Genomic DNA, 12,718 nt, shown 5'->3' on the forward strand with positions numbered 1-12,718 from the left:
TAAACAGTAGGGTGCGTTAGGCAAAGCCATAACGCACCATTTTTATTGCCTAAGTTGCACTCACTTATTCTATATGATATTCCTTTAAAGGAATAATGCGATTGACATTCCTTATAAGGAATACTATACTGTGAGGAAGGAAGTGACCTGGACTTGGGAACTTTATCTAGATGTCAATGGGGGAATCCCCAAAGATTTGCTGGCTTTTTTCATCAGGATGATTCCTGAAGAGGAGCAACCAGAAAATTCACCAAAACCATTACTGAGTGCTTCCGAAACTAGGCGTTTGCAAGTTAATCTTGGCTACCTGTGCGACAAAGGACTCGCATCACTTACCAGTGGCATCTTTGAGAAACTGGAAGATGATTTGTATGAGTTACGGATGACTAAGAGCGAACATAATCCACGGTTTATCTTAACGGCTGCTACTCCTCAAAGGTTTGTGGTATTGCACGCCTTTATGAAGAAATACGACAACGCTATCAAAGATAGAGACAAAGAACCTGCAAGAGTGAGATTGCGTGAATTGCAGCAGAGGGAAAAGTCATGAAAAAGCCTAATTTTCAAGCTTGGTTGCAGCAGAAAGTCAGCGACGAACCAGAAGTGATTCTGGCGGGGAAGTTAGAGTATTTGCGTCTTTATCTCACCGATACTATGCGGGAAATACGTAATAAAGCAGGATTGACTCAGGCGCAGCTAGCGGAAAAACTAGGAGTGCAGCAAGCGGCGGTGTCCAAACTGGAGTCAGCCTTAAAAGAACATGAGTTGGAATCAGTGTTGCACTATTTACACGCGTTGGGTGCAGATTTGCTGGTAGCCGTCAAACAAGGGGATGAATTATATCAAGCCAGTGATAACGAAGGTGTATTGCTGGTAGATGTACCAGATGTGGTTGCACAAAAGGCATTGGCGGCAAACATGAGCGTGCGGGAATATGTGCGTGTAGCGATTGAGAAGTTTTTCAGCGAGGATGATGGACTGAGAATAGCTTTGGTAAAACTGCTGGAAAGTGACGATTCAGTAGCGGTCAAAGTGAGAGACCGTTTGGGTGAAAGGACAATCCAAGAAGTTGCTGTAGAGTTGGAAAAATGTCTGAGGTTATCGGAAGAAGAAGACCGAATTTTTGCTGTTAAAAATGTGTTGGTTGGTAATGTAGGATTTGGAGAAAGTAATCGCGGAACCAGTGATGAGAATGATGAAGTTGAGTTGTTGGATTTAGCTGAAGAATTGCTAGAAAAATTGGCAGATATTTAGGATGACACAGACTAAAGTCTACCTTGGTGCTACATCTAAAATTTCAAGATGGGGAGTTTTGCACCGATCGCTTAGACTGATAAAATAATCTTAAAAATTCCAGCGATCAACTCCAGTTTTGAGGTTTATCATTATTTGCAAGCCAAAGAAATTAAAAAACAATTAATATTACTCATAGAGCAAGCATCTGTCATAGATCCTGGTTTAGCGAAAAGGTTAGAAGAGATAAATCGCTGGGTGAAAGATGTCAAACCGGGTTCGCTGACTGCTGAAAGATTTGTCATCCTGTTTTTGCAACAAATGCTCCAAGATGCTGAAGTTTGGCTAAGACTTAAATCATTACCATCTGAAGAGGAGCAGCAATCAGCTTTAACAGTGCTGAATCCAACTTTACAATATTGGTATGGCTACTTGTTTCCTAAATGGTTGAGTGAAAACGACCCTAAATTTTATATTTGGAGACGAAAACTGATGGCGGGGGAGTTCAATCAGGAGGATGCCAAATTAATTGACTCTATTGCTAATAATATTAAAAACTGTGGCGGGACAATTGTACAACGCTATATTGCAGACCTGTCTATGGCAACTGATATAATTGTTAGCAGTAGGCAAGATAGGCCACTATGTATTCAACTCACGAGCGTCTCAGAGGAATTTTCTCAAGAAAAGTTTAATGATTGGGAAAATTCCCTAATTTTTTGGACAATAGATAGAGGATTATTTTTAAGTTACAATCCTCGTGCAACTGATTTTGTGAATCAGATAGTCAACATATTATTATATAACAGCGATAATCTCAGTATAGGTAGTTATTTAAAATTTAATTTATAGTTGTCGGTTACTTTCATTTACGGGATTTGTATAGCCTCGTTATTACTTAACAAAGTGAGTCCTTATGGTTCAGGAAAAACAATCTGACCGTCAGCAGAGATTAGACAACTTTTTACAAGTTGTAGAAGCTGCTCAAAAATTACAAGATGACATTATGAAGTATGGGCTTGAAGCCGCTCATTTATATTGTGATAATGTTGATGGAGATTGGCTAGAAACATGGGGTGAAGACGAAGATGGGCAGCAAAGTTTTATAGAATTAGTGACTAATTTTCTGCAAAGTGATGACTTGGTGGCTGTGAAGGTAAGAAAGCTGCTAAAAGAGAAATCGCTAAAAGAAATTGCTATTGAGTTGGAAAGAGGTTTGAGTTTATCTGAACAAGAAGACCGAATTTATGCTGTTAAAAATGTATTAGTGGGTAGTGTGGCGGTTGGAGAAAGTAATCGCGGAACTAGTGATGAAATTGATGAAATTGAGTTGTTGATTCTAGCTGATGAATTGCTAGAGAATTTAACATATATTTTGGAATGATTGTTAGAAGTATTATTTTTTTGCTAAATAGCAAGACGCCTTAAATTAATGAACTATCGGCAAATTAAAGATGAGAGAGGAAGTTATAGATTTCTTATTGCAAATATTGCTAAAAACCTCACAAAGTTCTAGTGATAAGAAGGTACTTTATCCTTTATTGCAAGATAATTTAGACAAACTAGATTTGAATTTTGCTGACTTGTTGCGTCATTGGTCTAAAAATTACTTTGCTGGAGAAAGTCTATATAAAGTACAAACAGTAGCAGAAACTATTGGTAATTTTGGTACATTAATTGGACAGTTTCCACAGGGAAACATAGCTGACAACTTAGATATTGCAATTGTATGCTTTGAGGTTATTGAAATCATTTTTACTCGCGAAGAATATCCTAGAGAGTGGGCAATATCTAAACTTAATTTGGGAAATGCTTATGGTAATCGTATTTATGGCGATCCTACAGATAATCGAGAAAAGGCAATTGCAGCTTATCAGGATGCTTTAAAAATTTATTCTCGTGAAGAATATCCTATAGAGTGGGCAGAAACTCAAACGAATTTGATTACTCTTTACTCTGCAAAAATCAAAAATATAAAAAAAGATGATAATTATGTAAATTTAGATAAATTAGTATCAATCTGTAATGCAGTGTTAGAAATTTTTACCCAAGATAGTTTTACTGAAAAATGGGTTATTATTAAAAATCATCTCGCATGTATTTGCTGTGATATTCCACATCCTAATCGCTCAAATAATTTTGAATTAGCTATAGAGATTTACAATGAGGTATTAGGTGTATTAAATCAAGAATTACTTCCTGAAGAATGGGCAAATACTCAACTTAATATGGGTATTGCATATGATAAAAGGCTTCAGGGAGATCGGCAAGAAAATTTTAATTTGGCAGTTCAAGCTTATCATAATTCTTTAAAATTTTATACTCGTGAGAATTATCCATTTACATATGCCATACTTCAGAATAACTTAGGTAATGCTTACCGTGATCAAGGATTAGCGACTTCTGCAATAAATTATTATTGGTTAGCCTTAGAAATTCATACACACACAGCTTACCCTAATGAATCACTTAGGGCTTCTCGCAATCTTGGTAATACAGCTTTTAAATCTGGATACTGGGACGAAGCTATTAAAGGCTATAGTATTGCTATTAAGGCAGTAGAGACTAGCCGTAGTTGGGTAAAATCTGAATCACGTCGTCAAAAAATTCTTGAAGAATCCATCGGCGTTTATCAAAACATGGTGCAAGCTTGCATTAACGCTGGACAAATAGAAAAAGCTTTTGAATATTCAGAGCGATCGCGTTCTAAACGCCTGGTAGACTTAATGGCAAGTAACGACCTCTATCAAGGTGAAGAAATCCCCCCAAAAGTCCAAGAATTATTGCAGCAGTATGAAAAACTGCAACAGCAAATTAATCAAGAACGCCAAAGCCATAAATCTGAAAATAACCGTAGTGAAACACGCGCTATTTGGAAAGAATGCAATCAAAAAATTATATTTTTAGAAGCCCAAAAACAAGAAGTTTGGGAAAATCTCAGACGCGAAGATCCCGTATTAGCTGGAGAAATTCAAGTAAACCCCCTCAGCTTGTCAGAAATTCAAAAGCTAATTGACCAGCCCAATACAGCTATCCTCAGTTTCTACACTACCAACAACGACACCCATATTTTTGTCGTGCAGCAAAACCAAATTACTCTCCACACTTGCATAGGACAAGGACTAGAAACTTTACAAGGCTGGATTGATCAGAATTGGTTATTGCCTTATATGAATGATCCCAAAAAATGGGAAACTCAAATCAACAGTATTCTCCGCGAACTAGCTGAACGGCTGCAAATACCTGAACTCATTTCCCAATATCTTCAAGGAATAGAAGAATTAATTTTAGTACCTCACCTGTTACTGCATCAGATTCCCTTCGCTGCTTTGCCTACAGGAGAATATCAGGAATATTTAGGAGATAAATTTCTGATTTGTTATACCCCAAGCTGCCAAATTTTAGAATTTTGTCAACAACGCGACAATGTAGGGACATTTAATGAAATATCTCTACAATATGGAACTGTGGAAGATGCCGAAGATAACCTTCCCCGTGCTAGATTTGAAGGCGAAAAACTCGCCCAAATGTACAACATTCCACCAGAAAACAGATTAATTGGTAGCAGTCAAGCCACTTGTAATAACTATCGGCAATTAGCAAAAAAAGTTAATGTACTTCATTCCTGTCACCATGCGATATCTTGCCTCGATAATCCTTTAGAATCTTATTTAAAATTAGCGGATGGTGATATTACTTTGGGAGAATTGATGACACCCGGTTGGCGTTTGCCTCAGCTTGTAGAAGTATTTCTTTCTTGCTGCGAAACTAATTTGGGTACTCCTTCCCTGACTGATGATATTCTGACTCTTGCCACAGGTTTTTTGTGTGCTGGTGCTAGAAGTGTCATCAGTACCCTTTGGATAGTAGATGATTTAGCGACAGCACTATTTTCCATCTTCTACTACCAGCACCGACAAGAAGGTAACAGCCGTCCCGAAGCGTTACACAATGCTCAAATTAAGCTACGCGAACTCAGAAAAGATGAACTTGAAATATATGACCAAACAACAATCAGGGAAAATGAATTTCCCTTTTCACATCCTCGTTACTGGGCTGCTTTTATTTGCCACGGTTTACGGTGATAAAAGAATATTGGGGTAATTACTCGCCCTACTCATCAACCTGATTTGGATTTGCTAAAAATTCAGGATTTAGAGTTTCGCCTAAAGTGTAAGGGCAGATTTCTGGAAAAACTTGCTCACCTAACTCAGTTTCTCGAATCGCCAAAGCTAAACCTAGTTCATAAACAGTCAGGAAAACTTCATCTAGATAGGGTTTCAAACTAGAGCTATCTTGCAGAAGCAGCTTAATTTGAACACGTTGCTCTCGAATTGTACCCAACCAGCTATTACTACGTTTTTCAGGTTGAAATTGCCATTTTAGTAAGTGTCCTAGTAATACTCCCAAACGATTTCTCAATTCTTGTCGTTCTCTTCTGCCCAAAGTTTCAATTTCTTCAATCAAGTTGACTGTATCTAATTGATTCCACTGTTGAGTTTTGAGCAAACTAACCTGCTCTTGAGTCCAACCATAGAAATCTGTTTCATACAGATGAGATGTGTACATCTTTTCAACGGCCATAAGCTTTTATTTAGCAAAACCACATAATGACTGTTCGTAGTGAGCGATGAATCGCTCATAGCAAAATACGCTTGGGTTAAAGCCAAAAACCAAAACCAGCGTAGGTTGGGGAGCCACTGTGTTGGGCGGGTTTCCCGACTTGAAGCAAGTGGCGTTTGAGGAACGAAACCCAAAATTTTTCGTGGTTTGTTGGGTTTGACTTCCCTACGGGACGCTGTTCGCGAACGTTCAACCCAACCTACAACTTAACGGGAAAAGTCAGAATATCTCACCTGCTATATAAAAAATATTGGGTGGTGCGATGCTTACCGCCGTAGGCATCGCACCACCCAACCTAAAATAATCTAAAATCTAACGACTAATTCGCTACTTCAGCCAGTTCAATAACTCGCCCTTCATAGTCTTTGACCAAAAAATTCAGAGGCTTCTGGTTACGAATCTTGAATTTCAAACCGCGCATTTCGACTCGCATTAAAATCATTTCCAGGCAGTCGTGGTCGAAACAAACGTGGCGTTGCTGATTTTTGCTACCTAAACTCGCACCAGTAATGATGTGTAGCTGGGTATTTTTCTTCAATTGATACCACAGCCCATCGTTGGCATTATTCATCATTTTGCTAGACAAGCTCGGCCCAGTAGACATATATAGTGGATCAATGCCAGTTGCGCCTATAGTTTGTTCGTAGTTGTAGTAGTAGTGCAATGGCACCTCAGCAGCTGGCAAATCTAGCAGCCCTTCATACAACTGTCGGGCAATCTCCAAATCTGACACCATTACAGTGTGTACTTTTGGGGCACTGGTGAGGAACATCCACATGGCACCAGCGTAAGCTGCTAGCAGCATTACCATAATGCCTTGGGTGGAGAACAGGCTATCTAAGGGCAGGGAAGGCAAAAAGGAGCCGAAGGTAAGGGGACTGAGCAGGAACGACATCACACTAACTGCTATAACCATGAACAAATAAGGATTCTATAAGGGAGTCAATTTTATGATTGTCGATTAAGACTAAAATTAAGTCTTTGTTTCTAGTTTATCAATACTCAAGTAGTCTGAGTGTGGGCTACAAACTGGGCAACACCAAGATATTATGCGATTAACTACGGGAGTGCAATTCCCAAAACTATTTTAACAACTATCAATTGAAAGGCTTATGCAAATTCCTCATTTTCCGGAAGCTAATCACCCCCTGGTGAAGTCGCTGTTCCATTACAGTGACCATGAACTACTGACTCTGTTTCAGCGCCATCCAGATGCCGGAAAGTACTTTACAGTGATTTTTTGCCGCTATAGTCCCATAGTGTATACCTTAATTCGGCATTCGGCGCGATCGCCTGTGCAGGCAGATTATCTGTTTGCCCTCACTTGGCGACATATCTACTACGAACTCGGTGGACTAAATTTAACTGACTCTGAATCAGGCGAGGAAGCCTTAACCATGCAAAATTGGTTAATTAATATGACAGCTTTCTGTATTAACGAGATTAAGCTACCACCCACAGAAGCAATTCATTATTCTCTTCAAGCGACTTCGCCGCCGCTATGGTGCTATGTGCAACAGGCATTAGACCAACTTCCAGCTGTTTTACGATTAATCGTCTTAATGGCTCAAACTTTCCACTGGAGCGAAACTAGAATCGCTGCCTATCTGCAAGCCGAAGGACAAGCGATCGCTCCTAGCGAAGTAGCCAATTTTCTCCAAGAAGGCTATCGTATGCTAGAGGACAAATTACCCATAGATATCCGCGCCATATACTTTGGGGAAGATTTTGCTCAATCATAACTTGCGTATAAATGCGTATATTGTTTGTCTTCAATTTAAAAACTTAAAACTTCTTCTTAGACCTTCTACTTAAACCCGCAACTTTACGGGTAATTTTTATGAAACAACGGCTTTTATTTCCAAGGCAAAAGGTAGGCTTAGTTTGGGTAGGTAAGCCAGTGCGTTGCTCTGGTCAAGAGAGTTGTAGCAACTGGCGTGCGATTTCTCCGAATCAGATACTTTTGCACTGCTTTTTACTGTTTACTTTTTTGCTGAGTCCGATAGCGGCGGGTGCGGTTGATATTACGCAACAACTCCACCGCCCTTTAAATAGTTCCGTTGGGGAACAATCAAGAGATGAAGCAGACAGTTTGCTGAGTATCGGTGAACAACAATACGCCTCAGGATATGCCGATAAAACAATTGCGTCTTGCTTGCGGGCACTGGAATTATATCACTCAATTGGCGACCTGAAAGCACAAGGTCTAACTTACAATTTGCTTGCTAAGGCTTATGTGCAGCTAGGTAGTTTAAAAGAGGTGGAAGATTCTTTACGACGAGGATTAGCGATCGCTCGTGATACTAAAGACTTGCAAGCTCAGATTTTTGTGCTGAATAATATCGGTACATTTCTGCTGCAACAAGGAGAATCTGCTGCTGCTGGTAAAACTGTTGAAGATGCACTCGCAATTGCTCACAATGTCAAAAATATTGAAGGGGAAGGACTATCTTTGAGTAATTTGGGTTTGGTAGCAGCCAGGTTGGGAGATTATAACAAGGCGATTAAATTGTATGAAAATGCTTTAATTTTCCGCCGTCAGACTGGCGATGCCATCGGTGAAGCAAATACCCTCAATAATTTAGGTGATGCCTACCTAGCATCTGGAAATTATCAGGATACCATTGCCACTTATGGGGCAGCAATGCAGACAGCTAAAACTAACCGCGATCGCACTAATGAATTCCGGGCAATTGACGGTTTAGTTACTGCTCACGGTGCTATAGGACGCTACGAACGGGCCTTTGATTTACTAGAGCAACGTTTAACACTCGCAAAAGAATCGCAAAATTTGCAAGAAGAATTAAAATCTTTTGAGTCCTATGCTCAATTATACGAGCAGCAAGGTAATTACCTAACTGCCCGCAATTTTTACGAAAGGGCGATTATCCTAGCACGCACATTGGAAGACAGCAAACAAGAAGTGCAATTGCTGAATAAGGTCACTAAAATGCTGCGGCGAAAGTAGGGGCAATTCATGAATTGCCCCTACTATAATTTTCGCACTATTTGATTAATTCAAGAAGACTGAACCGTTTCGTTCAATTCTCATAGCACTTCTACCTTGTGCTGCATTCGTGGCTTCCTTAAATGTAACTTCCAAACTTCCTGGCTCTGAAGAAGGTTGTGGAGTCACTATCAACTGTCCGTGATCTTCTCGTTCAAATGTCACCGTTACTGGTACCTTTAAACCTTGCAGTGTTACATCTGACTTACCTTGCAGCGATCGCGGTGCCGTATCGCCAATCACTTGGAAAGTTACATTAGCCGCAGTGTCATTTACCAACTTGATATTAACTGTACCATTTGTTAGTGCGATCGTAGCACTGGGGGTTTGCCGTGGTTGTAGTAGTGCTGGTTGGTCAGTGGAAACCTTCCCTGGTGAGGGCTGTTGAGTTTGATCGCCAGGGACTGGGCGTAGTGGTATGACATTTGGTTGTGGAGCTTCACCGCCGACACCCAATTTTGTTTGGTCTTGTGATGAGGTAGCGGGGACGGGAAGAAGCCCTTGAGCAGCTAGTCTTTGTGTTAGCGCATTGGGAGGACATCCCTGCGGTACCACAACCTGATTATTATGTGGTTCTTCGTAGAAAATCCTCGGACAAGGGTTAATTTTGGGAGTAGATTCTTGTGCTACTGCTTGAGGAATTGCTGGCAGACTAATCAGTAATCCCCCACAAATAGCGCCAAAGAACTCAGCGGACTTGCGAAATTTTTGAGACTTCATATTCATTATTGACTCCTAAAAAAAACTTCAATTTTTCTTTATTTAATGATTTCTCAAGCAGTAAATTTAATTTGGGCTGGTCAGTGGTTGAATACATCTAATATATAACAAAGCACTCGATTTTTCGTATCTAGCTAAGGATGCGTAAATAATCTAAAAAAATAAATATATTTCATTCTCAAGACTGAAAGCGTCAATCTTTAGATAAGACCAGAGACTTTAATCATTGTCATTAACCACATTTTTGTAACAGTCAAATTGTCTTGTTTAATAACATCCGGCTAAAAAATAAATTTTCTGGCTAATAGTTAAAGTTCACTTTAGTAGACTGGAATCTTACATCTATCACAGGAAAGAAATATTTATTGCCGAATTAAGACTCAAGAGTTATTGGTAAAGTGACAGTAAACGTAGTGCCAATGCCTTGGATACTTTCAACTTGAATATGACCCTGATGATGTTCGACAATAGCTTGAGCGATCGCTAATCCTAATCCTGAACCAGTAGCGCTGGCTGTAGCTGTATTCCCAATTGTATGAGTCCGTGCCGGATCTACCCGATAAAAACGGTCAAACAAGTGTGGTAGTGCTGACGCTGGAATTCCAACTCCGGTATCACTCACTTTAACTTGCAACTGGGCACTGGTGTAACGTAGTCCAGAAACGCGATTTATTCCCTCTATCCGCGCCAATTCCACTTTCACCCGTCCACCTGCTGGACTGTAATGCAAAGCATTAGCAATTAAATTTGTGAATAGCCGCACCAGTTGATCCCAATTGCCCACAAGGGTAAACCAATTTTCCAGTAATTCGGGGCTAGTTTCGGAGGCGGGAGGATCAACTAAGTCTAAAGAAAGGGCGATTTCTTTTTCAGGGACTAACAATTGTTGTTCTTCAACCACCTCCATCAGCAAAGCGTCCAGCGGACAAGGTGAAAACATATCTTTGCTAATACCACTATCCTGCCGTGCTAGGAACAGTAAGTCATTGACTAACTTACCCAAACGCTGCGTTAACCGTTCCACCACCTTTAACTGTTGCCGATACTGCAAAGAAGTAGTCACTTCTACCTCTGCTAAATCCAAGTCAGCAAGAGCAACTTGCACATTTGTTTGAATCAAAGTAATAGGACTTCTAAGTTCGTGGGAAGCATCAGCAGTAAATTGTTTGAGGCGTTGATAAGACTCACCTACAGGTTCCATCGCTTTACCCGAAAGAAACCAGCCACTTGCTCCCACAGAAAGCACCATTAACCCAATGCCTAGCGCCAAATCAAAAATTAACTGGCGACTGGGTTTAGTGACTTCAAACCAGGGATGGCTAACACGTAGATATCCTAATACCTGCCGTCCCACTTCCACCCGTTGTGTGATTTGCCGTAATAACAGTGCTGAATCACCGTTCGCCTTTGGCGTCTTCCCTTGGGAGAAGTTCAGTTCGCCCTTGGCGGCGACTTTTCTTGACTCTGAGAGGAGGCTTTCTCCGCTCAGAAGTTTGGTGGCCGAACTGAACTTTTCCTGTCGGAGACGCTTCTCTACGAGAGGCTGCGCCAACGGTGATTTTAAATTTTCACTCTTTCCCTTGACTACGCGCACAGTTTCACCAGTGCGGTTGGCATGAATAGGAATATTTAGGGGTTCAGATAGCGTTGACCAAAGTAATTCACCAGTCGGACTAAACCATTCTAGGTCGATGTGGTCATCTTCTACGGTATCGGTATTATTACCAAGACTGGCTTCTACATTAATACGAAATTTATCTGCATCAGCATTAATTGGCTCAAATATGAGCGTAGACGCACAGGGGCTGGTTGTGAGACAACGCTCCACTATTTCTACTACATGGTTAAGGGTATCATCAATCCGCTCAATCAGTGTATTGCGGACGTATAAATAAACGCCACTGGCAAACAGTAGTAGTAATACGGCAGTTACGGCAGTATACCAAATTGCAAGACGGCGGCGAGTAGCCTGAAACATATTTTTCACCCACTTTTTTGACTGAATATCCTCACATTAGGTGTTTTTACACCTAAAAAGTAACTCGCTTTTCTAGCTCTGGTGATTTTGCTGAGGTTTAATTTTTGCTCAAGAATTACACTCTTGTTGCAGTAAATCTGCTTAATTTTATTTTCTTCTTTACAGTCAGGATAAAAAAATCGGTTTTATTTGGCTATATCGAATTAACTGAAATGACTATTGAATACGTCCAAGCAAACCCAGAAAAACGAGTTTTAAAAATAAAATAATGACTATTTTTTGATCCTTAAAATTGATTTTGACAGCTAAAACAACTAGTAGTTAGTCTTCTGTAGTTTGAATTCATTGTGATTTTCATTGTTGCATCTACCAAACAGCATATTTCTATTGTGGAAACCTGTAAACTTTCAAATCAAAGAATTGTAAATATCTCACTCATGAGATTCAAAAAAAATCTGAAGATAATTGTAAGCTGCTTTTTGTCTTCAACAATTTTGTTCAAAATAATCCTAGTTCAATTTTCTGCGATCGCCTTTCAATTTGACGGAAAAAATAATATTACTTTGAAAGCAGAAAATAATGCAAGTGCTAGTAATAATAGTTTGTTCAAGTCGGATAAAGTAGATAAACTCCAAAGAAAAGCTTTATTAAAACAAACTTTAGAAGCTCCTAACTCTCACCTACAAAAAACCAAACAATTATCCGAATTAGCAACAATTGATGTCATTGGACAAAATCATGTCCATGCTAATGATAATAGTTCGTTCAATTCAAATAAAGTAGATAACATCCAAAATAAACCTTTATTAAAACAAACTTTAAAAGCTCCTAGCTCTCAATTACAAAAAACCAAACAATTATCCGAATTAGCCACAATTGATGTCATCGGACAAAATCATGCAACTGCTAGTGATAATAGTTCGCCCAAGTCGGACAAGGTAGATAAACTCCAAAGTAAACCTTTATTAAAACAAGCTTTAAAAGATCCTAACTCTCACTTACAAAAAACCAAACAGTTATCCGAATTAGCCACAATTAATGTCATCGGACAAAATCATACAGCTGCTAGTGATAATAGTTCGCCCAAGTCGGACAAGGTAGATAAACTCCAAAGTAAACCTTTATTAAAACAAGCTTTAAAAGATCCTAACTCTCAC

General features: G+C 39.7%; 11 protein-coding genes and 1 pseudogene. 8 read left to right on the forward strand and 4 right to left on the reverse strand.

The window, feature by feature from the left end; translation table 11 throughout:
- Positions 1-142: 142 nt before the first annotated feature.
- From V7K30_RS12175 to V7K30_RS12195, 5 genes are all read left to right on the forward strand, one after another.
- A complete protein-coding gene (locus V7K30_RS12175; protein ID WP_334999401.1) occupies positions 143-550 on the forward strand; it encodes a type II toxin-antitoxin system RelE/ParE family toxin in 408 nt (135 codons plus the stop codon).
- A complete protein-coding gene (locus tag V7K30_RS12180; protein ID WP_334999403.1) occupies positions 547-1,254 on the forward strand; it encodes a helix-turn-helix domain-containing protein in 708 nt (235 codons plus the stop codon). The genes V7K30_RS12175 and V7K30_RS12180 overlap by 4 nt, the downstream gene beginning before the upstream one ends.
- A 135-nt stretch (positions 1,255-1,389) precedes the next feature.
- Entirely contained in the window at positions 1,390-2,085 is a 696-nt protein-coding gene (locus V7K30_RS12185; RefSeq protein WP_334999405.1) for a hypothetical protein, read from the forward strand.
- Between the two features lie 64 nt (positions 2,086-2,149).
- The gene (locus V7K30_RS12190; RefSeq protein ID WP_334999407.1) at positions 2,150-2,617 is read left to right on the forward strand and encodes a hypothetical protein; all 468 of its coding nucleotides are present in this window, start codon (positions 2,150-2,152) and stop codon (positions 2,615-2,617) included.
- Positions 2,618-2,687: 70 nt separating this feature from the next.
- Complete coding sequence (locus V7K30_RS12195; RefSeq protein WP_334999409.1) at positions 2,688-5,318, forward strand: CHAT domain-containing protein; 2,631 nt, start codon at positions 2,688-2,690, stop codon at positions 5,316-5,318.
- A 28-nt stretch (positions 5,319-5,346) separates the two neighbouring features.
- Here V7K30_RS12195 and V7K30_RS12200 read toward each other — a convergent pair whose 3' ends face one another.
- Positions 5,347-5,802 carry a DUF29 domain-containing protein gene (locus V7K30_RS12200; RefSeq protein ID WP_334999423.1) on the reverse strand — a complete coding sequence of 152 codons (456 nt, stop codon included), beginning with the start codon at positions 5,800-5,802 and terminating at the stop codon, positions 5,347-5,349.
- A 373-nt stretch (positions 5,803-6,175) separates the two neighbouring features.
- Positions 6,176-6,772 carry a glyoxalase-like domain protein gene (locus tag V7K30_RS12205; protein WP_334999411.1) on the reverse strand — a complete coding sequence of 199 codons (597 nt, stop codon included), beginning with the start codon at positions 6,770-6,772 and terminating at the stop codon, positions 6,176-6,178.
- A 196-nt stretch (positions 6,773-6,968) separates the two neighbouring features.
- Between V7K30_RS12205 and V7K30_RS12210 the strand changes: the two genes are divergently transcribed.
- Together V7K30_RS12210 and V7K30_RS12215 are read left to right on the forward strand one after the other, a co-directional pair.
- Positions 6,969-7,598: a sigma-70 family RNA polymerase sigma factor gene (locus V7K30_RS12210; protein WP_334999413.1), complete on the forward strand. Its 630-nt coding sequence runs from the start codon at positions 6,969-6,971 to the stop codon at positions 7,596-7,598.
- A gap of 98 nt (positions 7,599-7,696) precedes the next feature.
- Positions 7,697-8,824, forward strand: coding sequence for a tetratricopeptide repeat protein (locus tag V7K30_RS12215; RefSeq protein ID WP_334999415.1), 1,128 nt, complete (start codon positions 7,697-7,699; stop codon positions 8,822-8,824).
- A gap of 45 nt (positions 8,825-8,869) precedes the next feature.
- On the opposite strand, the gene V7K30_RS12220 is transcribed toward V7K30_RS12215, so the two are convergent.
- Both V7K30_RS12220 and V7K30_RS12225 read right to left on the reverse strand, forming a co-directional pair.
- Positions 8,870-9,589: a hypothetical protein gene (locus tag V7K30_RS12220; RefSeq protein ID WP_334999417.1), complete on the reverse strand. Its 720-nt coding sequence runs from the start codon at positions 9,587-9,589 to the stop codon at positions 8,870-8,872.
- A gap of 367 nt (positions 9,590-9,956) precedes the next feature.
- Entirely contained in the window at positions 9,957-11,561 is a 1,605-nt protein-coding gene (locus tag V7K30_RS12225) for a sensor histidine kinase (RefSeq protein WP_334999419.1), read from the reverse strand.
- Positions 11,562-12,040: 479 nt separating this feature from the next.
- On the opposite strand from V7K30_RS12225, the pseudogene V7K30_RS12230 reads away from it, so the two are divergent.
- Positions 12,041-12,718: pseudogene (locus V7K30_RS12230) on the forward strand (hypothetical protein); the annotation flags it as partial.

It is taken from the genome of Nostoc sp. (assembly GCF_036917655.1).
Lineage (GTDB): Bacteria > Cyanobacteriota > Cyanobacteriia > Cyanobacteriales > Nostocaceae > Nostoc.